This window comes from Streptomyces zagrosensis (assembly GCF_014203645.1).
Lineage (GTDB): Bacteria > Actinomycetota > Actinomycetes > Streptomycetales > Streptomycetaceae > Streptomyces > Streptomyces zagrosensis.
In genome coordinates, this window is record NZ_JACHJL010000014.1 from 80,260 (window position 1) to 103,465 (window position 23,206).

At 69.3% G+C, this 23,206-nt stretch carries 21 protein-coding genes; 18 read left to right on the plus strand and 3 right to left on the minus strand.

Going from position 1 to position 23,206, the window contains the following annotated elements:
• Positions 1-84: 84 nt before the first annotated feature.
• From FHS42_RS24375 to FHS42_RS24405, 7 genes are all read left to right on the plus strand, one after another.
• Positions 85-702 (plus strand): TlpA family protein disulfide reductase, encoded by a 618-nt coding sequence (locus FHS42_RS24375; protein WP_184575464.1) that lies wholly within the window; start codon positions 85-87, stop codon positions 700-702.
• Positions 703-712: 10 nt separating this feature from the next.
• Positions 713-1,477, plus strand: a complete 765-nt coding sequence (locus FHS42_RS24380) for a cytochrome c biogenesis CcdA family protein (RefSeq protein ID WP_184575466.1) — start codon at positions 713-715, stop codon at positions 1,475-1,477.
• Positions 1,478-1,480: 3 nt separating this feature from the next.
• Positions 1,481-3,385, plus strand: a complete 1,905-nt coding sequence (gene resB, locus FHS42_RS24385) for a cytochrome c biogenesis protein ResB (protein WP_184575468.1) — start codon at positions 1,481-1,483, stop codon at positions 3,383-3,385.
• A complete protein-coding gene (gene ccsB / locus FHS42_RS24390; protein ID WP_184575470.1) occupies positions 3,382-4,479 on the plus strand; it encodes a c-type cytochrome biogenesis protein CcsB in 1,098 nt (365 codons plus the stop codon). Before resB ends, ccsB begins: the two co-directional genes overlap by 4 nt.
• 100 nt (positions 4,480-4,579) lie before the next feature.
• Complete coding sequence (locus FHS42_RS24395; protein ID WP_184575472.1) at positions 4,580-5,380, plus strand: RNA polymerase sigma factor; 801 nt, start codon at positions 4,580-4,582, stop codon at positions 5,378-5,380.
• Positions 5,377-6,441 carry a CU044_5270 family protein gene (locus tag FHS42_RS24400; protein WP_184575474.1) on the plus strand — a complete coding sequence of 355 codons (1,065 nt, stop codon included), beginning with the start codon at positions 5,377-5,379 and terminating at the stop codon, positions 6,439-6,441. The genes FHS42_RS24395 and FHS42_RS24400 overlap by 4 nt, the downstream gene beginning before the upstream one ends.
• Positions 6,442-6,751: 310 nt before the next feature.
• A complete protein-coding gene (locus tag FHS42_RS24405) occupies positions 6,752-7,900 on the plus strand; it encodes a CU044_5270 family protein (RefSeq protein ID WP_184575476.1) in 1,149 nt (382 codons plus the stop codon).
• A 117-nt stretch (positions 7,901-8,017) separates the two neighbouring features.
• Here the strand turns inward: FHS42_RS24405 and FHS42_RS24410 are convergent, their stop codons facing one another.
• Positions 8,018-8,569 carry a PLD nuclease N-terminal domain-containing protein gene (locus FHS42_RS24410; protein WP_184575478.1) on the minus strand — a complete coding sequence of 184 codons (552 nt, stop codon included), beginning with the start codon at positions 8,567-8,569 and terminating at the stop codon, positions 8,018-8,020.
• Between the two features lie 132 nt (positions 8,570-8,701).
• Between FHS42_RS24410 and FHS42_RS24415 the strand changes: the two genes are divergently transcribed.
• The 3 genes from FHS42_RS24415 (at position 8,702) to FHS42_RS24425 (ending at position 12,048) form a co-directional block, all read left to right on the plus strand.
• Positions 8,702-10,153 carry a menaquinone biosynthesis decarboxylase gene (locus FHS42_RS24415; protein ID WP_184575480.1) on the plus strand — a complete coding sequence of 484 codons (1,452 nt, stop codon included), beginning with the start codon at positions 8,702-8,704 and terminating at the stop codon, positions 10,151-10,153.
• 10 nt (positions 10,154-10,163) lie between these two features.
• A complete protein-coding gene (mqnP, locus tag FHS42_RS24420; RefSeq protein ID WP_184575482.1) occupies positions 10,164-11,087 on the plus strand; it encodes a menaquinone biosynthesis prenyltransferase MqnP in 924 nt (307 codons plus the stop codon).
• Between the two features lie 217 nt (positions 11,088-11,304).
• On the plus strand, positions 11,305-12,048 hold the full coding sequence (locus FHS42_RS24425; RefSeq protein ID WP_184575484.1) for a UbiX family flavin prenyltransferase: 744 nt from the start codon (positions 11,305-11,307) through the stop codon (positions 12,046-12,048).
• Positions 12,049-12,275: 227 nt separating this feature from the next.
• Here the strand turns inward: FHS42_RS24425 and FHS42_RS24430 are convergent, their stop codons facing one another.
• A complete protein-coding gene (locus FHS42_RS24430; RefSeq protein ID WP_184575486.1) occupies positions 12,276-12,422 on the minus strand; it encodes a hypothetical protein in 147 nt (48 codons plus the stop codon).
• A 126-nt stretch (positions 12,423-12,548) separates the two neighbouring features.
• Here FHS42_RS24430 and FHS42_RS24435 point away from each other — a divergent pair, with 126 nt between their 5' ends.
• From FHS42_RS24435 to FHS42_RS24465, 7 genes are all read left to right on the plus strand, one after another.
• Complete coding sequence (locus tag FHS42_RS24435; protein WP_184575488.1) at positions 12,549-13,004, plus strand: Lrp/AsnC family transcriptional regulator; 456 nt, start codon at positions 12,549-12,551, stop codon at positions 13,002-13,004.
• A gap of 180 nt (positions 13,005-13,184) precedes the next feature.
• The gene (mqnE, locus tag FHS42_RS24440) at positions 13,185-14,363 is read left to right on the plus strand and encodes an aminofutalosine synthase MqnE (protein WP_184575717.1); all 1,179 of its coding nucleotides are present in this window, start codon (positions 13,185-13,187) and stop codon (positions 14,361-14,363) included.
• Positions 14,364-14,649: 286 nt separating this feature from the next.
• Positions 14,650-15,267 (plus strand): UdgX family uracil-DNA binding protein, encoded by a 618-nt coding sequence (locus FHS42_RS24445; RefSeq protein ID WP_312867026.1) that lies wholly within the window; start codon positions 14,650-14,652, stop codon positions 15,265-15,267.
• 214 nt (positions 15,268-15,481) lie between these two features.
• Positions 15,482-16,000: a GNAT family N-acetyltransferase gene (locus FHS42_RS24450; protein ID WP_184575491.1), complete on the plus strand. Its 519-nt coding sequence runs from the start codon at positions 15,482-15,484 to the stop codon at positions 15,998-16,000.
• Between the two features lie 169 nt (positions 16,001-16,169).
• Entirely contained in the window at positions 16,170-16,457 is a 288-nt protein-coding gene (locus tag FHS42_RS24455; protein ID WP_312867018.1) for a DUF4229 domain-containing protein, read from the plus strand.
• Positions 16,458-16,921: 464 nt separating this feature from the next.
• Entirely contained in the window at positions 16,922-18,253 is a 1,332-nt protein-coding gene (locus tag FHS42_RS24460; protein WP_246495359.1) for a dicarboxylate/amino acid:cation symporter, read from the plus strand.
• Between the two features lie 348 nt (positions 18,254-18,601).
• Positions 18,602-19,243, plus strand: coding sequence for a TetR/AcrR family transcriptional regulator (locus FHS42_RS24465; RefSeq protein WP_184575493.1), 642 nt, complete (start codon positions 18,602-18,604; stop codon positions 19,241-19,243).
• 25 nt (positions 19,244-19,268) lie between these two features.
• On the opposite strand, the gene FHS42_RS24470 is transcribed toward FHS42_RS24465, so the two are convergent.
• Entirely contained in the window at positions 19,269-20,399 is a 1,131-nt protein-coding gene (locus FHS42_RS24470; RefSeq protein WP_184575495.1) for a MaoC family dehydratase, read from the minus strand.
• Positions 20,400-21,071: 672 nt separating this feature from the next.
• Here FHS42_RS24470 and FHS42_RS24475 point away from each other — a divergent pair.
• On the plus strand, positions 21,072-22,946 hold the full coding sequence (locus FHS42_RS24475) for an AMP-dependent synthetase/ligase (protein WP_312867027.1): 1,875 nt from the start codon (positions 21,072-21,074) through the stop codon (positions 22,944-22,946).
• The last annotated feature ends 260 nt before the right edge of the window (positions 22,947-23,206 follow it).

The window sequence follows — 23,206 nt, forward strand, 5'->3', positions numbered from 1 at the left end:
GGCGGGTAACGCGCGGCGGGCTGCGGGAAACGCGCGGGAGGGGGGCGGGGAAGATCGGCCAGGGCGCCATGCGAAACTTTTCACATGAGTGCCTGCCGTGACCCTCGACGTCGTGCCGTCCGCCGTCGTGCCTCTGCGCTGGCCGCCGGGGCCGCGGTCGCCGCGCTTGGCCTGACCGCCTGCGGTACGGGCGGCACGTCCGGAGGCTCGGCCGATACGAAGTTCGTGCAGGGTACCGGCGGTGTGAGCACCGTGGCCAAGCAGGGCAGAAAGAGCGCGCCAAGTCTGTCCGGCGAGACGCTGGATGGCAAGCAGCTCTCTGTCGATGACTATCGGGGCAAGATCGTCGTCCTCAATATCTGGGGCTCGTGGTGCTCGCCTTGCCGAGCCGAGACGCCGAACCTCGTTAAGGTCGCGAACAGGACCAAGGAGCAGGGCGTCGAGTTCGTCGGCATCAACACCCGGGACTCCAACGCGCACAACGCGGTGAAGTTCGAGAAGGAATTCGGCGTCCCGTATCCCAGCCTGTACGACCCGATCGGCAAGCTCATGCTGCGATTCCCCAAGGGCAGCCTGAACCCGCAGGCGATCCCCACCACCATCATCCTCGACCGCGACGGCAAGATCGCGGTGCGGGCGCTCACCCCGCTCAGCGAGGAGGCGCTCGACAAGGCGCTCAAACCGTTGCTCGCGGAGAAGTGATCCCAGCGACATGAGCGTTCTCGCCGCTGCCACCGACCCGAACCAGACCATCCTCACCGGCGCCCTGCTGGTGGCGCTGCCGGTTGCCGTCCTCGGTGGTCTGGTCTCCTTCTTCTCGCCGTGCGTGCTGCCCCTGGTGCCCGGCTACATGTCGTACGTGACCGGCGTCACCGGCACCGATCTCGGCGAGGCACGGCGGGGCCGGATGCTCGCCGGCGCCTCGCTCTTCGTACTCGGTTTCACCGCAGTCTTCGTCTCCGGCGGGGCACTGTTCGGCAACTTCGGCTGGGAGCTCCAGCAGCACAAGGAGACCATCTCTCGGGTGCTCGGGATCGTCACCATCGTGCTCGGACTGTCCTTCATGGGCGTACTGAAGGGCTTCGGGCAGCGCGAGTTCCGCTTCCACCAAAAGCCCGCGGTGGGCCTGGCGGGCGCGCCGGTGCTCGGAGTGCTGTTCGGCATCGGCTGGACGCCGTGCCTGGGCCCCACCCTCACGGCCGTCAACGCGTTGGCGTTCAATGAGGCGAGCGCGGGGCGCGGGGCGCTGCTCACCGCCGCGTACTGCCTCGGCCTCGGCATGCCGTTCATAGCGGTGGCCGTCGCCTACCGGCGCGCACTGGGCGCGTTCGGCTGGGTCAAGAGGCACTACGTATGGGTGATGCGGATCGGTGGTGGGATGCTCATCGCGCTCGGCCTGCTGCTCGTCACGGGAGTCTGGGATCGCATGATGGACGACATGCGGGTCTGGACCTCCAGCTTCAACGTTGGGATCTGATCCATGGCCACCACCGACACCGATGCCGACGCCGACGCCGAGAACAAGACGGCTGATACGGCGTCCGATGACCAGCCGAGCGGTACGGGCCAGGCGAGCGCTGAGGACCAGCCGAGCGACACGGACCAGCCGAGCGCTGAGGCCCAGCCCGGCAGCGTCAAGGACCAGCGCAAAGCCAAGGTGGACGCTGAAGCGGCCGAGTTGGGGGCCGCCGGGACGCAGTTGTCCACGGCTCCCGTCGAGGGGCAGGCCGTCCCCGGCTCGTTCGGCGGCATGCGCGCCCCCGGCGTACTGGGCGCGCTGGCCTGGACCGGTCGGGAAGTCTTCGGCTGGCTGCGCTGGTGCTGGCGACAGCTCACGTCGATGCGGGTCGCCCTGCTGCTCCTGCTGCTGCTCTCGCTCGGTGCCATCCCCGGCTCGCTCATTCCGCAAAGCGGCGTTGACCCGGTCAAGGTGGAGGCGTTCAAGGCCCAGCACGAGAGGCTGACCCCGCTCTACGAGAAGCTGGGGATGTTCCACGTCTACAGCTCGGTGTGGTTCTCGGCGATCTACATCCTGCTGTTCGTCTCCCTCATCGGCTGCATCGTGCCCAGGACCTGGCAGTTCGTGGGCCAGCTCCGCAGCCGTCCGCCGGCCGCGCCGCGCCGGTTGACCAGGCTTCCCGCGTACACGACCTGGCGCACCGAGGCGGAGCCCGAGCAGGTGCTCGCGGCGGCCCGGAAGGTGCTGCGGGGGCGCCGGTTCCGTACCCATGTGGCGGGTGATGCGGTCGCCGCCGAGAAGGGTTATCTGCGCGAGGTCGGCAACCTCCTCTTCCACATCGCGCTGATCGTGGTGCTGGTGGCCTTCGCCGTGGGCCAGTTGTGGAAGTCCGAGGGCGGCAAGCTGATCACCGAGGGCGACCAGGACGGGTTCACCAACAGCCTCACCCAGTACGACGACTTCAAGTCCGGCGCCTTCTTCGACAAGGACAACCTGGAGCCCTTCGGCTTCTCGCTGGACAGCTTCGACGCACGCTACGAGCGCTCCGGATCGCAGCGCGGCACCGCCCGCGAGTTCCGTGCCCATGTGAAGTACTGGCAGGGCGCGGACGGCAAGGAGAAGAAGACCTCGATCGAGGTCAACGAGCCGCTGGAGATCGCGGGCAACAAGGTCTACCTGCTCTCCACCGGGTACGCGCCGGTCGTCACGGTCAGGGACGGCAAGGGCGACATCGCGTACAAGGGCGCCGTGCCCTTCCTCCAACAGGACCCCAACCTCACCTCATCGGGCGTGATCAAGGTCCCCGACTACCGTGACAAGAACGGTAAGAAGGAGCAGCTCGGTTTCCAGGGCTTCTTCGTGCCGACCTGGGGTGGAGCCGACGCACACACGATGTTCTCGCAGTTCCCCGCGCCCGATAACCCGGTGCTCTTCCTCACCGCGTACCACGGCAGGCTCGGTATCGACGGCGGTCTTGCGCAGAACGTGTACCAGCTCAAGACCGACAACATGAAGCAGTTCAAGAACCCGGACGGCAAGGCGTTCGCGCAAAAGCTGCTGCCCGGCGAGACGATGACGCTGCCGAACGGTGCCGGTTCGCTGGAGTTCGATGGCATCAAGACCTGGGCCAGTTTCCAGATCTCCCACCAGCCGGGGAACGAACTGGCGTTGAGCGGCGCGGTCGCCGCGCTGATCGGGCTGGCCGGGTCCTTGTTCATTCAGCGCCGCCGGGTGTGGGTACGTGCCGTGCCCGGCAAGGACGGCCAAACGGTCGTCGAGATGGCCGGGCTCGGCCGCAGTGAGTCCGCCAAGCTCCCCGAGGAGCTGGCCGACCTGGCGGTGGCCTTGCAGGCGGACGCACCCGCCGAACCAGAACCGGAACCGGAATCTGAGTCAACAGATCCTGCCGAAGGAGCGCGCGCGTGAATCTCGCTGCCGCAGCCAACGAGAATTTGGCCAATACCAGCAATGTGCTGATCTATTCGGCCATGGCGGTTTACACCCTGGCCTTCATTGCCTACATCGCGGAGTGGGTGTTCGGCAGCCGCAGCAAGGTCAGCCGTACCTCCGCGGCGCTGGCCGGGTCCACGACGGGGGCCCAGCGGGCGTCCACGGTGACCGTGCGGGTCGCGGAAAAGGGCGGCGGCACCGCCGTCCTGGAGCGCCCCAAGGTCGTCACCCGCTCGGTCGCCGGTACCCGTGACGTACCGGACGGTCCCGGGGCTTCGGGCGGCACCGAGAAGGGCGACCTGTACGGGCGGATCGCCGTCTCGCTGACGGTGCTCGCCGCGCTGCTGCACGTCGGCGGCGTGCTCAGCCGCGCGCTGTCGGTCGAGCGGGCCCCCTGGGGCAACATGTACGAGTTCTCCATCACCCTTTCGATGGTGGCGGTCGTCGCGTACGTGGTGCTCCTGGCGTGTGGCAAGAACGTGCGCTGGATCGGCCTGCCGCTGGTCACCACCGCGCTGCTCGACCTGGGGCTCGCGGTCTCGGTCCTTTACACCAGCAGTGATCAGCTCGTGCCCGCGCTCGACTCGTACTGGCTGTGGATTCACGTCAGTTGCGCGATCATCTCCGGCGCCGTGCTCTACCTGGGTGCCGTCGCGACGGCGTTGTTCCTCTTCCGCGACCGCTACGAGACCAAGTTGGAGAACCCGGAGGGCAAGCAGCCGAGTTCGTTCGCCGCCTCGGTCATGGAGCGGCTGCCCTCGGCGGCGACGCTCGACAAGTTCGCGTACCGCATCAACGCGACCGTCTTCCCGCTGTGGACCTTCACCCTCATCGCCGGCGCGATCTGGGCCGAGAAGGCGTGGGGCCGCTACTGGGGCTGGGACCCCAAGGAGGTCTGGACGTTCATCACCTGGGTCGCGTACGCCTGTTACCTGCACGCCCGGGCCACGGCGGGCTGGAAGGGCCGCAAGGCCGCCTACCTGGCGCTCATCGCCTTCGCCTGCTTCCTGTTCAACTACTACGGCGTCAACATCTTCGTGACCGGCAAGCACTCGTACGCGGGGGTCTGAGCCGCCCTGCGGTGACCCTTGGCGGTGTGTGTCCGGCGGCGGCCGGTTCCTGTGGCTCAGGTCACGGGAACCGGCCGCTGTCGCGCGGACAGTCCTTGATGTGGAGACAACACTGCGGACGCGGATACGCCAGGGGGACCCCGCTGCCTTCGCGGGCCTCTTCGACGCCTATGCGCGCTCCGTCTACAACCACGCCTACCGGCTGACCGGCAACTGGTCCACAGCCGAGGACGTGGTGTCGCTGACCTTCTTAGAGGCGTGGCGGTTGCGGGGCACGGTGGATGCCGAGGGCAGCAGCCTGCGGCCGTGGCTGTTGGGCGTCGCGACCAACACGGTGCGCAATACGCGCCGGGCCGCTCGCCGGCACACCGCGGCGATGTCCCGGCTGCCACCTCAGGCCGCTGAGCGTGACTTCGCCGACGAGGTCGCCAGCCGGATCGACGACTCGGAGTTGCTGGCGGACGTCGAGACCGCGCTGGAGGCCCTGCGCCGGCCCGAACGGGAGGTCCTCGCCCTGTGCGTGTGGGCAGGGCTTGATTACGCGTCGGCTGCCGAGGCGCTGGGAGTGCCGGTGGGCACCGTACGGTCCCGGCTGTCCCGGGCGCGTAAGAAGCTGGCCGCCGCGGTGGACTCCGGGCGGGGCGAGCGGCGAGCCAGGCGCGACGGCGGGGCGCGGGGCAGCGCGGTGGGCGCGCAGGGCGCGCAGGGCGCGCAGGGCGCCGGGGGCGCCAGGGGGACTGCTGGCTCGGCGGGGGCCGAGGGTGTCCAGGGTGCCGCGCCCGAGGCGGCGCCGGGCGCGGAGCAGAACATCGCAAAGCGGTGGGAACCCGGCGCCGGCCGCGGACAGATGAGAGGTGGCCGCATTACCGCGGCCAGGCCCATCCAGGAGGGAAACCGATGAATGACCTTCCGTCCGTCCCCGAGAGGGACCTCCCGCGGGGCCGCCACCACCTCCTCAAGGAGCACCTGATGAGCGAAATCCGGCAGCCCACGCAGGAGCGGCCCGTACGCGATGCGTACGCCCCCGACGCGTCCACACCCGGCGCGTCCGCACCAGGGAAGCCCGCCCCCCGCCGCCCCTGGTTGCGCCCGGCGTTCGCGGGCCCGGCCATCGCCGGCGCGCTCGCCGTTGCCGCGCTGGTCACTCTCACCCTGACCGGCGGCGACGAGGACGGCGCCAGGATCGGCCGCGACGGCACGGCCACCTACGCCTTCGCGCCCAACGTGGGAGCCGATGAGCAGGACGGCGCCCCGCAACTCCTGGACCGCATCGCAACCGTCGCCGAGAAGTCGAAGGGCTCGGAGCTCAACGGGCCCATCCGCGATGACCAGTTCGTCTACGTCAACAGCAAGGTGGCCTGGTCCACGGCGGAGGAGGGCAAGCCCCTCACCATCGACAAGCTGCACCGGCGCGAGGCATGGCTCTCGGTGGACGGCACGGGCAAGGGGCTGGCCCGTGAGGAGGGCCGCGAGCCCTACAGCTTCGAGCCCGAAGCGCAACCGGGCGAACTCGGCTATGACCAGAGCGACAGCTACCGGCATCTACAGACCCTGCCCACTGACCCGGACCGGATGTACGAGTGGCTGCGGAAAACGGCGATCGAGGGCGATGCCGAGGACACGGAGCAGGGCATGTTCGTCCTCGTGGGTGACCTCATCAACGAGTCGCTGGTGCCATCGGACGTGAGCGCGGCACTGTTCCGGGCCGCGGGCCGCATTCCCGGGGTGGTCGTGGTGGACGAGGCGGTGGACGCCGCGGGACGTACCGGCGTTGCGGTCGCGCGGGTGGACGACAACAACGACATCCGCGACGAGTGGATCTTCGACCGGACCACGCAGCAGTACCTCGGCGCACGCAGTGTGCTGCTCAAGGGCATGGACGGAGCCGAGGCCGGAACGGTCACCGGCACCTCGGCGATCCTCGATCGCGCGGTGGTGAACAAGGTGGGGCAGCGTCCGTAACAACCTTGCGTGCCCTAGCAGCGTCTCCCTTGTAGGGGTCGAGCGGCGCGCCGCCGCGTCACGACACATGACGGCGGACCGGGGACGGTCGCGGACGGGGGAGGGCTGGCCGCGCTGCCAGGCCATGCCCGCTGAGGGGGGAACTGATGAGCGCGAGGTGTCGTATCGCGCGGGCGCGCTACCGCAGACCCGTGCGAGCGCGGGCGTACGGACAGGCGTACGCGCGGGCGTACGGGGGAGCGTGCGTGCGGGGTCACCGTGACCTGCCAGGGCGCTGCCCTGGTACGGGTGTTCCCTGGTGGGGCCTGCGGTGACAGAAATCCATCAGGGCCAGGGAACTGCACGAGAGGACGACGCGGCCGAACTGACCGGCGCGGCTGAGCCGACCGGCGCGGCGGGGCGCCCGGCCGACCCCGAGCGGGCCGAACCGGCAGCGGAACCGGCCCCCGAACCGGCAACAGAGCCAGCCACCGCGCCATCGGGCACGCCCCCAGCGGGCCAGCCGCCGTCATTGGCGCAGTCGCTGGGGGCGCGGCTGCTGAGCCCGGAGTGGACAGGGCCCGCGGTGGCCATCGCGATGGTCATCACGGTCATCATCGTGATCGTGCGTTCGACGACCGACAGCTCGGGCAGCCAGCGGCCCGCTCGTCTCCAGCACATCGAAGGCCCCGCCGCGAGCAGTACGTTCGCACCGGGGGCGCACGGTGGCGGCGACGAGAAGGGCGGTGCGCCCGAGTTGCTGGCGCACATCGCCACGGCTGCCGAGAAGAAGCCCGACATACGGCCGCGCGACGGGGAGTTCACCTACGTACGCTCCAAGAGAGCGGCGCTGCCGGACTCCACCGACGAGGCCCTGTGCACCGGCATCGAGCCGTTGCGGCAGCGGCAGATCTGGCGCTCGGTGGACGGCTCCCAGGCCGGGCTGCTGCGCAGCGAGCAGTTCCCCGGGGAGCGGATCAGGTTGAACCCGGATGCGCCGAACCCCACTTCCACCGCCTACCGTCACCTCCAGCACCTGCCGAACGACCCGGCCACGCTGCTGCGCACCTTGTACGCGGTGACGTTGGCGGGGCGGCCGAATGACCAGCAGGTTTTCCGGTCGGTTGGCGGCATGTTGACGGAGTCGGTGCTGCCGCCCGCGACGGAGGCGGCGCTGTACCGGGCGGCGGCGCGCATCCCCGGGGTGGTCGTCATCAAGGACGCGGTGGATGCGGTGGGCCGCCATGGGACGGCGGTGGCCAGGTTCGATGACACTTCCGGCGAGCGCGAGGAGTGGATATTCGACCGAAAGACCCGCCATCTTCTGGGCGTACGGGTCGTCACGGTGGACCCGGAGAAGGCGCCCGGCACGGCCCGCGAAAACTGCGCCGGACTGCGGGCGGGCGTCGTGACGAGCACGACGGCGGTGGTGGAGCGCGGCATCGCGGCGCGGGCGGGAGATCGACCGCGCGGGAGCTAGTTCCCCGAGCCTGGGGCCGAGCTCTCGGCTGCCAGGCAAGCGGCATCGAGGCTCAACGGGCGCGTGCGCCGGCGCGCAAGGGCGCGGCGCGCACGTCGCCAGCTGCGACCGCCCGGCCTACCCGCGCTGCGGGCCTTCCGGGCCGTCGTCGTCTCGGCGGTCCGCATCGGGCTTACGGTCACTAGCGCCGGTGCCGGTGCCAGAGCCAGTGCCAGGGGTGCCCGACCCAGGGCCGGAGGTGCCGGAGGGACCGGAGGTGCCGGACCCGGGGCCACTGCCGGTTCCGGGAGAGCCGGGGGTGCCGGGAGTGCCCGAGGTGCCGGTGCCAGGGCTGGAGTCAGGGTCGGACTTGTTGCCCGGGGCCTTCTCGTCCCGCAGCGACTTGAGGAACTCCGGGTTGTCGTCCGGGGCGACCCAGCCGCCGCCGCGGCGCGAACCGAACGTCTTGCCGAAGCCGGCGCCCGGCGCGCCGCCCCGAGCCGTCTTGCGCGGCCGGCCGACCGTGAGCCAGGCGATGGGCCCGATCAGCACCTCGCCGAAGAGCAGCACGATGATGACCCATGCCACCTTCGGCAGCTTGCGTACCTCTTCCTCCGGGGTGTTCAGGCAGTCGATGAACGTATAGATCCACAGCGCCAGAACCAGCAGGAACGGCAAATACCTGAGCATGCTGGGCGGCTCCCTGATTGATGTCGCAGTGCTGTCGCCGCAATGGTGCGGTGATGTCGGTGTGCGCGGGGCGCGCTGGGAGCGGTGCCCCAGTGACGTGTCCAGGGTAGTCCGTGTCGGATACTTGGCCGCATGGCTTATGACGATCTTCGCTCGCTGCTGCGGGCGCTGGAGCGCGATGGTGACCTTCAGCGCATCAAGGCCGAAGTAGACCCGTATCTGGAAGTGGGGGAGATCGTCGATCGGGTGCAGAAGGCCGGCGGCCCGGCCCTGCTCTTCGAGAACGTCAAGGGTTCGGCGATGCCGCTGGCCATGAACGTCTTCGGGACCGACCGCAGGTTGCTCAAGGCGCTCGGGCTCTCCTCGTACGAGGAGATCAGCGAGAAGATCGGCGGGTTGCTCAAGCCGGAGTTGCCGCAGGGCTTCACCGGGGTGCGCGAGGCGTTCGGCAAGCTCGCCGGGATGACCCATGTGCCGCCGAAGAAGGTCAAGGACGCGCCGGTTCACGAGGTCGTGCTGACCGGTGATCAGGTGAACCTCGACCGGCTTCCGGCGCTGTTCACCTGGCCGAAGGACGGCGGTTCGTTCTTCAACCTGGGCCTGACCCACACCAAGGACCCCGAGACCGGCGTGCGCAATCTGGGCCTGTACCGGCTCCAGCGGCACGACCAGCGCACCATCGGAATGCACTGGCAGATCCACAAGGACAGCCACAACCACTACCAGGTCGCCGCCCGCAGGGGCGAGCGGCTGCCGGTGGCGATCGCCTTCGGCACCCCGCCGGCCGTGACGTACGCCTCAACCGCCCCGCTGCCCGCCGACATCGACGAGTATCTGTTCGCCGGGTTTCTGCGGGGCAAGCGGGTCGAGATGGTGGACTGCAAGACGGTTCCGCTCCAGGTGCCGGCGCAGTCCGAGGTGGTTTTGGAGGGCTGGCTCGAACCGGGAACCATGCTTCCGGAGGGCCCGTTCGGCGACCACACCGGCTTCTATACGCCGCAGGAAGACTTCCCCGCACTGACCATCGACTGCATCACGATGCGCAAGCGCCCGCTGCTCCAGTCGATCGTGGTCGGCCCCCCGCCGACCGAGGACGGGCCGCTCGGGCGGGCCACCGAGCGCTTCTTCCTGCCGCTGCTCAAGATCATCATTCCGGATATCGTGGATTACCACCTGCCGGAGTCGGGCGGCTTCCACAACTGCGCGATCGTCTCGATCGACAAGCGCTACCCCAAGCACGCGCAGAAGGTGATGCACGCCGTGTGGGGCGCGCACATGATGTCGCTCACCAAACTCATCATCGTGGTGGACGCGGACTGCGACGTCCACGATCTACACGATGTCTCCTGGCGTGCCCTTGGCAACACCGACTACTCCCGCGACCTGACCGTTGTCGAGGGGCCAGTCGATCACCTCGACCACTCCTCGTACCAGCAGTTCTGGGGCGGTAAGGCGGGCATCGACGCGACGCGGAAGATGCCCGAAGAGGGGTACACGCGAGACGGCGGCTGGCCGGAGATGGTCACATCCGACCCGGAGACCGCCGCGAAGGTGACCCGCCGTTGGAAGGAGTACGGCCTCTGAGGCCGCCGCCATGAGCGCTGATTCGGCAACTTCGGAAATCCTTGGGCCCGAGCCCGCCCAGCCCGGCAGGGTCAAAGCGTTCCTACGGCTTGTGATGATCGAGCACTCGGTCTTCGCGCTGCCGTTCGCGTACATCGCCGCGCTGACCGCGATGTACGAACGCGACGAGAACATCCACTGGAGGCTGCTGCTCCTGGTGACGCTGGCGATGGTGGGGCTGCGGACGTTCGCGATGGCCGCCAACCGCATCATCGACCGCGAGATCGATGCGCGTAACCCGCGCACGGCAGGGCGCGAACTGGTCACCGGGGCGATGTCGGTGCGCTCGGCGTGGACCGGCGCACTGGTGGCACTCGTGGTCTTCCTGGGCGCCGCGGCCCTGCTCAACCCGCTGTGCCTGGTGCTGGCGCCGGTCGCGGTGGTGCCGATGGTGGTCTATCCGTACGGGAAACGATTCACCCACTTCCCGCACGCGATACTGGGCCTCGCGCAGGCGATGGGACCGGTCGGCGCGTGGATCGCGGTGAGCGGCGAGTGGTCATCGGATGCGGTGCTCCTCGGGCTCGCGGTCGGCGTGTGGATCGGCGGCTTCGACCTCATCTTCGGCTGCCAGGACGTGGCGGCCGACCGGGCGCACGGCGTGAAGTCGGTCCCGGCCCGGTTCGGCATCCCAGCGGCGCTGTACGGGGCGCGGGGCTGCCATGTGGTGACGATGGGTTTGCTGGTCTGGTACGCGCTGGCGACCGAAGCGGGCCTGCTGTTCTGGCTGGGCCTTGTGGTCGTGGTGGCGGCGTTCGCTTACGAGCACACGATCGTGCGCCCGCACGATCTGTCCCGGCTCAACCGGGCGTTCTTCACGGTCAACGGCGTGATCGGAATCGTGCTGTTCGTCTGCACGCTGGCGGACCTGTTCACGCGCGGCCTGACGCTGTAACAGTTCGCTGCCCAAGTGGGCGCGGGCGCGGGCTCGCGATGGTGTGCTGGCGCCCCGGCGGGCGCACGGGTTGCCCGGTGCCCGGCTGCTCGGGTAGCGCGCATGATCCGAGTGCGCCGGGCCCTGACGCACGCCCGCCGTGTCCCGCTCCCGCCATGGGGGTGCGGAACGCCCGGTGGCCGGACGGGCACGACGGGGTGCCGGATAGGCTCGGGCCGTGGAAAAACTCCAACCCGCATCCCAGCGCCGCCCCTGGCTCGTAGGGGTCTCCGGCGCCTCCGGCACTCCGTACGCGGCCTCCGTGATCCGTGCGCTGTTGCGCGCGGGCGAGGCCGTTGACCTGGTGATCAGCCGGGCCGCCCGGTTGACGCTGCTCGATGAGACCGGCATCTCCTTCCGCGACGCGCACTGGCGCGCGGACCTTGGGCGGTGGCTGGCGCGCGGTGCGGACGGCAGCGCGGACGCGTTCGACGGCACCGTCCCCGGCGGCGGCTTTGGCGGCTCTAGCGGCTTCAGCAGCGGTGACGCGGCGGTGGCCGACGTGCGTTACTGGGCAGCTGGTGATCTGGCGGCGGGCCCATCGTCCGGCTCGTATCCGACACAGGGCATGATCATCGTCCCGGCGAGCACGGCGTGTGTGGCCGGGGTTGCGCTCGGGCTGTCAAAAGACTTGTTGCAGCGCTCGGCGAGCGTGACGCTCAAGGAGCGCAGGCCGCTGGTGGTCGCGCTGCGGGAGACGCCGCTGACCGGGCCGACGCTCAAGCACCTGGTCACGCTCGATGAGGCGGGCGCAGTGGTGCTGCCCGCCTCACCGGCGTTTTACGCAGGGGCGACGCACATCCAAGAACTGGTGGACTTCGTCGCCGGGCGGGCGCTCGACGCGGCGGGAGTGCCGCACAAGCTGTACCGCCGTTGGGAGGGAGAGCTCGGTGGCGCCAGTGGCTCTCGCCGTGCGGGGTAGTGCCGCGCTGGTCCACCGGGAGTTTCAGGGTGCCGCGGCGGTCGCTGGCCAGGGAGCGGGTCAGCGAGCGGGTGGGGCTGCGCGTCATGCAGCGCTGAGCCGTCACCCCGCCGCGGCGGCGCGTCCTATTGAGGGAGCGGGTCCGGCGGAACGCGAAGACGCCGGTACGCGGTGGCCCACCGCCGTGCGGCGGGCCGAATCAGGCGGATGCGGTGCGGTGGAGGCGCTTAGCGCTTCTTCGCACGACCGCTGCGCGGCTTGGCCGCGGCCTGGTGTTGGCGGGCGGTCTGCTGAGCACGCGAGCGGTTGGCCAGCTCCTGCAGCTCGCGCATGCGGGCGTATGCCATCTCGATCGTGTACAAGGGGTAGCTCACTCCTGAAGAATCGTCGTCGATTGAGGTAATTCAGCTAGCAATTCGCAGGACTTATCGCCCTGCATGCCTTAGATTCTACACCCAAATCGGCTAGATCGCAGAACTTTGAAAGGTGCGTGCCGTCACATGGACGCGGTGGACAGGCAACTCATCCAGGCCCTGCGGGAGAACGGTCGGGCTTCCTACGCGGAGCTGGGCCGGCTCGTAGGTCTCTCCGGCCCCAGCGTTACGGACCGGATCAACCGTCTGGAGACGGCCGGGGTGATCACTGGTTACCGCGCGACCGTGGATTCCGCCTCGCTCGGCCTTGGCGTGACGGCCCTGATCGGCATCCAGCTCTCCGATGCGGTGGACCACGAGGACGTGGCGCAGCGGCTGCGCGATCTGGCAGAGATCGAAGACTGCTGGTTCATCGCGGGCGACGACTCGTACATGCTCAAGGTCCGCGCCGGCGACGTGGACGACCTGGAACGCACCATCCGCCGGCTGTCCGGCACCAAGGGCGTCTCCCGTACGCGGACGACGATCGTGCTCTCCACCAAGTGGGAGAACCGGGTAGGGGAGCTCCCCGAGGACGTTTGAGCGACCGTGCGGCTGGCACGGTCGGGCTTGCGAAGTGGGGACGGCCGAGGCATACGGGGGCTGGGTGGCTGGGGGCAGTAGGGGGCGGTTGGGGTCGGGCGGCCGGGGCGCGCGGGGTGGGGAGTACGCTCGGTGAGGCTTGGTGGACAGAGGTAATGGAGGCGCCGGATGGCTGGGTCGATGGCCTTGTCAGCGAATGACGCGGGGCTCAAGCGGGAGCTGGAACAAAAGATCCGCGCCGGGGAGCGGCTGTCGCGGGAGGACGGGATCGCCCTTTACGCGTCCGACGACCTGGCCTGGCTCGGTGGCCTCGCGCATGAGGTGCGCACGCGCAAGAACGGCGACGTCGTCCACTTCAACGTCAACCGCCACCTCAACATGACCAATGTGTGCACGGCCTCGTGCGCGTACTGCTCCTTCCAGCGCAAGCCGGGGGAGAAGGACGCGTACACCATGCGCATCGAGGAGGCCGTCCGGCTCGCCAAGGCGATGGAGGGTGACAACCTCACCGAGCTGCACATCGTCAACGGCCTGCACCCGACGCTGCCCTGGCGCTACTACCCCCGTTCGCTGCGCGCCCTGAAGGAGGCCCTGCCGCAGGTCTCCCTCAAGTGCTTCACGGCCACCGAGCTCCACCACTTCGAGAAGATCTCCGGTCTTTCCGCGTCCGAGATCCTTGACGAGCTCATCGACGCCGGCCTTGAGTCGCTGACCGGTGGTGGCGCCGAGATCTTCGACTGGGAGGTCCGGCAGCACATCGTGGACCACGACACCCACTGGGAAGACTGGTCGCGCATCCACCGCCTCGCGCACGAGAAGGGCCTCAAGACCCCGTGCACGATGCTGTACGGGCACGTCGAGGAGCCGCGCCACCGGGTGGACCACGTGCTGCGGCTGCGTGAACTCCAAGACGAAACCGGCGGTTTCCAGGTCTTCATCCCGCTGCGCTACCAGCACGACTTCGTGGACATGAAGGACGGCAAGGTCCGCAACCGCCTCCAGGCCCGTACGACGATGGCGACCGGGGCCGAGGCGCTGAAGACCTTCGCGGTCTCCCGGCTGCTGTTCGACAACGTGCCGCACGTCAAGGTCTTCTGGGTGATGCACGGGGTGCACACCGCGCAACTCGCGCTCCAGCACGGCGCTGACGACATGGACGGCTCGGTCGTCGAGTACAAGATCACGCATGACGCGGACAACTTCGGCACCCCCGACAAGCTGACCCGCGAGGACATCCTCGACCTGATCAGGGACGCGGGCTTCCGGCCCGTCGAGCGCAACACGCGCTACGAGATCATCCGCGAGTACGAGGGCCCCAACCCGGACCGCCGCGAGACGCCCCAGGCCATGCGGCTTTAAGACTCGGCTGTACTGCCTGCCTGCCTGCCGTCTGCTGCGGCTCCGCCCGCGGCACCGCCCTTGCGCGGTGCCGCGGGCGGACGCGTCTGAGGCGGGCGCGCTGGGGTACCCGGCACGGGTGACCAGCCGTAGCAGCAGGACACAAGACGAGCAGGCGGCGACGGAGCCTGGCCGCACGAGCGCGGGCAAGGGCGCGGGCAAGCCTGGGAACGGCGGCGCTGAGGGTGACGGCGCCGGGGCGCGGAAAGCGGCTGAGCCGGAGCAGGCGTATGACGCGGGGCCCTTCGTGCCGGCGCGCGCCAAGTTGCCAGGGTTGCGTAAGGCGGCGGCCGACTGCCGGGGTTGCCCGCTGCACGCCCCCGCCACCCAGACCGTCTTCGGCGCCGGGGATGCCGACGCCCGAGTGGTGCTCATCGGTGAGCAGCCGGGCGATCAGGAGGACCGCAAGGGGCACCCGTTCGTCGGGCCTGCCGGGCATGTGCTGACCCGGGCGCTGGACGAGGCCGGGATCGATCCGGATAAGACGTATGTGACCAATGCGGTCAAGCACTTCAAGTTCGAGCACGTTCCCGAGCGCGGCAAGCGCCGTATCCACAAGCCACCGAGCCTGCGCGAGATGGGCGCCTGCAAGCCCTGGCTCGCGGCCGAGCTGGCGTTGATCGAGCCCGAGGTGCTGGTGGCGCTCGGCGCGACGGCGGGCAAGGCGCTGCTCGGCTCCTCGTTCCGGGTCACCAAACAGCGCGGCCTGCTGCTGCCCTGCCCGGCCATCGGCGCGTACGAGACCGCGGGCGACTGTCTGGTCGCCACGATCCACCCCTCGGCGGTGCTGCGTGCGGACGACCGCGAGGCGGCCTTCGCCGGCCTGGTCTCGGATCTACGGGTGGCTGCCGAAGCGCTGAGCTGAACGCGGCGGCGTCCCCTGGGGCCTGGCCTCCCGCTCTTGCGGATGCCTGGCCTCCGATGCGTTGGCTCCCGGCCCGCTGGCCGGGATGCCTCCTGGCCTCCCACCCCCGGCCCTGCCCTCCACTTGCGGCACCGGCCCTGCGCACCGCTCGTTGCCGCGTGGATCACAGTCGTGGAGGGGTGCGCTCCGGATGCGTAATGGTTAGTGTCCCTTCATGACCCTTACTTTTGTGCGTGATCCGCAGCTCACCCCCGCGCTCCAAGAAGAGTTGGTGCGGCTATGGGTCGAGGTGACCAACGCCGGCGGTGCGGTGGGCTTTGTGCCGTCCGTCGAGGACAGCGACGTTCGGCCGCTGGCATGCGAACAGCTCGACGCCGTGCGTGGGGGCGGGGCGCGGCTGCTAGCGGCGTACGCGGACGGTCGGCTGGTCGGCACCGTCTTCATCGCGGCCAACCGGCATCGGCTGATGCTGCACTGGGCCACGCTGGTCACGGTCATGATCGAACCTGCGCTTCAGGGCGGCGGTCGGGGTAAAGCGATGCTGCGTGAAGCCATCGATATGGCGCGCGACCTGGGCTTTCAGTCGCTGCGCCTCGGGGTGCGTGGCGGGACAGGGGTGGACGGCTTCTATGCCACGCTCGGCTTCAAGGAGGTCGGCCGCGTACCCGAGTCGATCAAGGTGGCCGATGACGACTATCGGGACGACATCGCCATGTGGCTGCGGTTGGGCTGATGCCGGTACGCCGGGGCGCCGGTAGGCCGGTACGCCGGGGCGTGGGAACGGGGGACACGCGGGCGTCGGAGGCGCCTTTCGTGGCGTTTTTCCGGCGTGATTCACTAGCAGGGTAGGCGAGCACCATCCGGTAGAAACCGCAGTACCCCCGGGAGAAAGAAGACCAGCCGTGTCTCTCACGCCGAGCGCCACGCTCCGTTACACCGCTATGCGTCTGGGCATCTTCGTCGGTTGCTTCCTGGTCCTGTGGGGCCTGGTCCACTTCGGCGTTGTGCCCTCGGGCCTGGGCGACTCCAATTTGTTGTGGGTATTGCTGCTGTCGATCGTGGTGTCGGCGCCCCTGAGCTTCGTGCTGCTGCGCAAGCAGCGCGACGAGATGTCTGAGCAGCTCGTCGTCAAGGTGGACCGCGCGAAGGACCGGCTGGTCGCGAACCAGACTCAGGAAGACGGGGTGTAAGGCTCCTCACACCCCCGGTCGAAGCCGCGGCCCCGGCCCGTAACGACCCGAATGACTCTTTCCGTACGCCCTCTCCGCGCATTGCCGTCCGCGGAGGGGGCGTTGGCGTTTCCGAAGGGCGTGTCACGGGGATGCAGGGCGTGCGGAGGGGGCGTGATGTGCAGCGCGCGCACCCTCTCGATGAGATGGAGAAGGCGATCCATCTCAAAGAAACGCTTTGAGTTCCCCAAAGTTAAAGTGTTAACGTCATTGGCATGAAGATGGCAGCCGCGCACCGATTCCCCATGAGCGTCCCGCTCGTGGCGCGCCTGCACATCGATCTCTGCCGCTGTCTGTCCGCGGCCTGTCGCCGCCTCTGAACGTGCGCGCAGCGGCCGGAGATCCCGCGTCAGCGGAAAACTCCAGGCGCCGCCCCCGCTCCATCCCCCCTGACCTGGCATCCGTCTGTCCTCGGAGAGTGTCCGTTGTCGTCCCCACGCCTGTCCGTTCCGCGCGTCCTGCGGGTTCCCTTCTGGGCGCAGATCCTCCTCGGCCTCGTCGCTGGTGCGCTGCTGGGTTGGGCCGCCCGTAGCGGTGACGTCCAGTGGCTCATCACCGCCCTGGACAAGATCGGCTCGATCTTCATCCAGTTGCTCAAGCTCGCCGTCGCCCCCCTGGTCTTCTTCGCGATCCTGGTGTCGATCACCAATCTCCGGAAGGTCAACAACGCGGCCCGGCTCGCCACCCGCACCCTGCTGTGGTTCATGGCCACCTCGCTGATAGCCGTGGCCATCGGCCTGGTCATCGGCCTGGTCACCAACCCCGGCTCCGGCACCGGACTCACCTCCGCGGATGGCGCCAAGCCCGAGTACAAGGGCTCTTGGCTCGACTTCCTGACCGGCATCGTGCCGGAGAACGTGATCACGCCGTTCACCGAGCTGAACGTCCTACAAATCGTCTTCATGGCGGCCGTCGCCGGCGTCGCCGCCCTGAAACTCGGCGAGAAGGCCGAGCCGATCCTCACCCTCAGCCAAGCCATCTTGGAACTGCTGCAAAAGGCCCTGTGGTGGGTCATCAAGCTGGCGCCGCTTGGCACCCTTGGCCTGATCGGCACCGCCATCGTGGAGTACGGCTGGGACCTGATCGGCAAGTACGCGACCTTCACCGCCGACATCTACGTCGGCTGCGCCCTGGTCCTGTTCGGCGTCTACCCGCTGCTGCTCGCTACGGTCGCCAAGCTCAACCCGGTGCACTTCTTCCGCGGTGCCTGGCCCGCGATCCAGCTCGCCTTCGTCTCCCGCTCGTCGGTGGGCACCATGCCGCTGACGCAGAAGGTCACCGAGCGGCTTGGGGTGCCCAAGGAGTACGCGTCCTTCGCGGTGCCGTTCGGCTCCACGACCAAGATGGACGGCTGCGCCTCGATCTACCCGGCCATCGCGGCGATCTTCATCGCCGAGATCTTCAACGTCCAACTCGACATCGGCGACTACCTGCTGATCGCGTTCGTATCGGTGATCGGCTCGGCCGCGACGGCGGGCCTGACCGGTGCGACCGTCATGCTCACGCTGACGCTGTCCACGCTGGGCCTGCCGCTTGAGGGCGTCGGCCTGCTGATGGCCATTGACCCGATCGTGGACATGATGCGCACCGCCACCAACGTGGCGGGCCAGGCGTTGGTCCCGGTCTTGGTCTCGGCCCGCGAGAAGATCCTCGACCACCGGATGTACGAGACGGCCTCCTCCTCGCCGTTGGACGAGGACGCGCAGAGCTCGAAGAACCTCGAAAAGTCCGAAAGCGCGCTGCCAACGCCGGCGTAGCGCGCACGAAGGCCCCGTGCTCGCCCGAAGGCTCCGTCCGCGGGCGCATGGATGTAGCTCGACACGCACCGCACGGTGCGGGTGCCCCGGTCGCCGGCTGCGACCGGGGCACCGCCATGCGTGCCCGGCTGTGCTGGGAGCGGCCCAGCACAGCCGGGCAGGGCGGTTCGCGGGGCAGGGCGCCCTGGCGGGACGGCAGGGGAGGGTGGTGCGCGGGGCGATGGCACTCCGGCGGGTCCGCCTGCGCTGCCGATCACTTCTCGCCAGCGATGATGAACAGGGATGATGCCCACATGGGGAACGTAGCCTTACTTGTCAGTAAGTTTTGTTTTCGGAGGGGCGTTACGCATGGGTGGCGGTAAAAGCAAGCGGATGCCGCGTGCGGTGCGGGAGCAGCAGATGCTCGACGCCGCCGTGCAGACGTTCGCGCGACGGGGTTACCGAGCCGCCTCCATGGACGACATAGCCGAACTGGCCGGGGTGTCCAAGCCGCTGGTCTATCTGTATCTGAACTCCAAGGAAGAGCTGTTCACCGCCTGCATTCGGCGTGAGGCGCAGGCGCTGGTGGCGGCGGTGCGGGCAGCCGTTGAACGGGACGTGCCGGCCGACCGGCAACTGTGGAGCGGGCTGCGCGGCCTCTTCGCGTACACGGCCGCGAACCCGGACGGTTGGGCGGTGCTGCATAGCCAGGCGCGTACGCAGGGCGAACCCTTCGTGCGTGAGGTGGCGGTCATGCGGGCGGAGTTGGTCAGCTTCGTTGAACAGCTCATTGGCGCGGCGGCCAAAGAGGCCGACTGCGACCCGGAGTTCGCCGACCGCGAGGTAGCGGGCCTCGCCTACGCGCTGGTGGGCGCCGCCGAATCGATGGCCGACTGGGCAGGCTCGCCGGGCGGCCCCTCGGCGAAGGAGGCGGCGGCGACGCTGATGAACTTCGCATGGGCGGGCCTGGGCAACCTCATGCGCGATCAGAGATGGACGCCGAGCACCTGACGGCGGGCCGCCCGGCCGCATGCTCCTACGGGTGCTGGACCTCTCCCTCCAGGTGCAGGCGGGCCGTATCCTGCCCGTCGCGCAGGTCAAAGCGGGTGTCGTCGCAGCCGAACCGCACCGAACCCGGCAGCAGCACCGGTTGCCGAAAGGTCGCCCGTACGCACACCTGCGGCCGGGTCGGATCGACCACCTCCGCCAGGCAGCGGGCGAACGTCCACATGCCGTGAGCGATGGCGCGCGGAAAGCCGAGTGGTCTGGCGGTAAGGCGGGTCAGGTGGATGGGGTTGTAGTCGCCGGATACGGCGGCGTGCCGTCGGCCCAGGTCGGCAGGGAGCTGCCACTCGGCCCGCACCGGCAGCGCGCCGTCACCCGCCCCCGTGGCGGCCACGCCAGGGAGGAACGCCCCGGCGACGTTCATGCCGGAAAGGGGCGCCCCGGTGACCATGCTGTGCAGGGGTGCGTCGGCGCCCATGCCGGCGAGCGACGCGGCGCGCGCATCGCGAACATCTTGCGCAGTGCGCACAGGGTGCGCGGGGTAAGCGGACTGTGCGCTGCCCAGTGCGCCGGACCGCCCAGGGGCGCCGGGCGCCGCCCAATCCCTGCCGGCGGGCGCTTCGCGGGGCGTGCGATGCCGGGCCAGATACGTACTGCGGTCCCGCCACAGCGTCGTCCCGTGCCGCCTGAACTCCGTGACGATGGTGACCTCCGTACCTCTGCGGTGCGGAACGAGGCCCTCCGCGTACACCCGCACCTCATGGTTGTCGGCCAGCCGCGGCGGCTCGTACTGGGTGATCTCGATCGCGGTGTGCACCAGCCCGAGCAGCGGCAACGGAAAGGCGCGCGCGCTCATGAGCTGGGCCGCGAGCGGAAAGCCGAGGATGTGTGGGTACGTCAACGGCAGGGCGCTCGCCGCGCGTTCAAGATCGGCCGCCGGGCGTTCGGGATCGGCCGCCGCGCGCTTGGGATCGGGCCGCGTGAAGCCACACAGGTGCGCGTACGACGCCACTCGACCCGGGTCGGCCCGTAGCGACGGCAGGACCAGCGTGGTTCCGGGCAGCCGGGAGCGGTTGCCCGGACGCTTGCCGAGACCCGCCAGAGCCCCCTTGGCCAAGAGGGGCATCAGGCGCGGCGGATGGGGCAGCCGCTTGGTGCTCATCACGCCCCCAACAGGCTGAGACGCAGCGGCATGGGTCGAAGCGGCATGGGCCGAAGCAACCCCAGCCGGTAGGTGAGGAAACGGCCGGGCACCGAGCCAGTGGAATGAAGGCAGCGATCGGGCATTGGCCAACTCCTCTATCTCGCGTACTTTACTTGCAAGTAAGGTTACTGCCGGGTCAGGATCTGGTCGAGGATGAACGCCCGACAGCCTGAGCGAATCGCCCTGCACCCGGCGGCCCACCCCTCGCCGGACGCACGGTGAACCCGAACGTCCGCCAGCACACCGGCCACCACGCCCCGGCCGTTGGTCACACCTCCGACCAGTCACCACATTCCGGCCGGTCGATACGCCGTAACCCAGTGCTCCATTGCGCCGCCTCAGCTCTCACCGCACCCCATCCACCTCGCTCATGCACCGCACCACCTCCCAGGAGTCATTCAGAACGACCAGGAGCCGTACGTGTCCCAGCAGCAACCCGCGCGGTCCGGGCGATCCGCACGCTCGGCGCTCCCCAGCCCGCGTAGCAACCCACCCAGCACGCCCAGCACATCCGACCCCGACGCCTACCCCACCTCCGACGCCCGCCCCACCCCCAACTCCCGCCCCAGCCCCAGCCCCAGCCCCAGCCCTCATACCCGCCCCGGCCCTTCCCCGTCCGCGGGGTCGCCCGTGCTGGTCGAGCCGGTGAAGACCGTCGTGGCCGGGGTGGTGCGGGAAGCGGCCGTGCCGGCATTCGTACCCGAGGTCACCCACGGCTCGCTCGGGGACATCCCGTTCGACAACGCGGCCCAGGCGCCGACCGAGACCGTGCTCAGCCGCAAGCAGCCGGACGGGAGTTGGCGGGATGTGACCACGACCGAGTTCGCGTCCGCTGTCCTCGCCACCGCCAAGGGGCTCATCGCGCACGGCCTGCGCCCCGGCGACCGGTTGGCCATCATGTCGCGTACGACCTACGAGTGGACGCTGCTCGACTTCGCCGCCTGGGCCGCAGGGCTGGTCACCGTTCCCCTGTACCCGACCTCGTCCGCGCTGCAAGCCCGCTGGATTCTGCATGACTCGGGCGCCACCGCGTGTGCCGTGGAAGGCGTCGAGCAGGCGCGGTTGATCAGCGGGGAGCGCTCCCAACTCCCGGGTCTGGCCCATCTGTGGCAGCTTGACGCGGGTGCCATCGGCCAGCTCAGCGCCAGCGGGAGGGACGTACCCGATGAGGCGGTGGCCAGACGCAGAAGCGAGCGCGGGCCCACCGACATCGCCACCCTCATCTACACCTCGGGCACCACCGGCCGCCCCAAGGGCTGCGTCCTCACCCATGCGAACTTCTTCGCCGAGGTGGACAACGGCATCGAACTGCTGCACCCGGTCTTCCGCGCGGCCAGCACGGAACCCGCCGCAACGCTGCTGTTCCTGCCGCTGGCCCATGTCTTCGGGCGGATGATCGCGGTCGGCTGTATGCGCGCCCGGGTACGCCTCGGCCATGCGCCAAGCATCCAGACCGAGGACCTGCTCGCCGACCTCGCAAGCTTTCAACCGACGTTCCTGCTGGCCATCCCCTACGTCATGGAGAAGGTCTACAACACCGGGCGGGCCACGGCCGAGACGATGGGCCGTGCCACATCCTTCGACCGCGCGGCGCGCATCGCGCAGCGGTACGGGGAGGCCGTCGAGGCAGCCGAACACGGCACGGGGCCAGGGCCTGGCCTCGGGCTCAAGGCCGCCCGTGCGCTGTATGACGTGCTGGTCTACCGCCGCATCCGGGCCGCGCTCGGCGGCAAGGTGCGCTACGTCATCTGCGGCGGCTCCCCGCTCGGGCACCGGCTCGCCGCGTTCTACGCCGGCGCGGGCGTGGCGGTCTTCGAGGGGTACGGCCTGACCGAGACCACCGCCGCCGCCACCGTCACGCCCCCGCTGGGGCCCCGGCTCGGCACGGTGGGTTGGCCGTTGCCGGGTGGTGCGGTCCGGATAGCCGATGACGGGGAGGTGCTGCTGCGCGGCGGTCAGGTCTTCGCCGGCTACTGGGACGGCGAGCGCGGCACGATCACCCCCGCCCGGACGGCCGACGCCTGGTTTGCGACCGGCGATATCGGCGCCTTGGACGCGGCTGGCTACCTCACCATCACCGGCCGCAAGAAGGAGTTGATCGTCACTTCCGGTGGCAAGAACGTCGCCCCGGCCCCGTTGGAGGACCGGTTGCGGGCCCACCCGTTGGTCGGCCAGTGCATGGTCATCGGCGACAACCGCTCGTACATCACCGCCCTGATCACCCTGGAACCGGACGGCCTCGCCCACTGGCGCCGGATGCACAAGAAGCAGGATGTGCCGCGGCAGGAGCTCTGCCGGGACGCCGCGCTGCTTGCGGAGCTCGGACGCGCCGTGGAGGACACCAACAAGTTGGTGTCCAGGCCCGAGTCCATTCGCCGCTTCAGGGTGCTGCCGGTGGACTTCACGGAGGAGTCCGGGCACCTGACGCCATCGCTGAAATTGCGCCGGGCCGCGGTCGCCAAGGACTTCGCGGCGGACATCGAGGAGTTGTACACGAAGGAATGAAACCCGGGCCGCCTGAAGCCCGCCCCACAGCACCCCGGGGCAAGGATGCGCGGGAACTCGGTAAGCGTCCGGTGAACCCATCCCGCGCAGCACACGAGGGCATCCGGGGCCGTCGGAGAGAAAGCCGACATAAACCTGACAACAAGCCGCAGCAAGCCGCGATAAGCCACCCGGAAGCGGCAGACCCAGGGGCAGGACAGAGCAACGTGACGGAAGTCCGTCAAGGGTTTGGCGCAGGAAAGGCAGGAGCCCCGCTTCCC

Bases quoted from the DNA above. Each gene is read 5' to 3' on its own strand.
- FHS42_RS24375 (WP_184575464.1), top strand. From the start codon at position 85: ATGAGTGCCTGCCGTGACCCTCGACGTCGTGCCGTCCGCCGTCGTGCC.
- FHS42_RS24380 (WP_184575466.1), top strand. From the start codon at position 713: ATGAGCGTTCTCGCCGCTGCCACCGACCCGAACCAGACCATCCTCACC.
- resB (WP_184575468.1), top strand. From the start codon at position 1,481: ATGGCCACCACCGACACCGATGCCGACGCCGACGCCGAGAACAAGACG.
- FHS42_RS24400 (WP_184575474.1), top strand. From the start codon at position 5,377: ATGAATGACCTTCCGTCCGTCCCCGAGAGGGACCTCCCGCGGGGCCGC.
- FHS42_RS24410 (WP_184575478.1), bottom strand. From the start codon at position 8,569: ATGCTCAGGTATTTGCCGTTCCTGCTGGTTCTGGCGCTGTGGATCTAT.
- FHS42_RS24415 (WP_184575480.1), top strand. From the start codon at position 8,702: ATGGCTTATGACGATCTTCGCTCGCTGCTGCGGGCGCTGGAGCGCGAT.
- mqnP (WP_184575482.1), top strand. From the start codon at position 10,164: ATGAGCGCTGATTCGGCAACTTCGGAAATCCTTGGGCCCGAGCCCGCC.
- FHS42_RS24435 (WP_184575488.1), top strand. From the start codon at position 12,549: ATGGACGCGGTGGACAGGCAACTCATCCAGGCCCTGCGGGAGAACGGT.
- mqnE (WP_184575717.1), top strand. From the start codon at position 13,185: ATGGCCTTGTCAGCGAATGACGCGGGGCTCAAGCGGGAGCTGGAACAA.
- FHS42_RS24450 (WP_184575491.1), top strand. From the start codon at position 15,482: ATGACCCTTACTTTTGTGCGTGATCCGCAGCTCACCCCCGCGCTCCAA.
- FHS42_RS24465 (WP_184575493.1), top strand. From the start codon at position 18,602: ATGGGTGGCGGTAAAAGCAAGCGGATGCCGCGTGCGGTGCGGGAGCAG.
- FHS42_RS24470 (WP_184575495.1), bottom strand. From the start codon at position 20,399: ATGAGCACCAAGCGGCTGCCCCATCCGCCGCGCCTGATGCCCCTCTTG.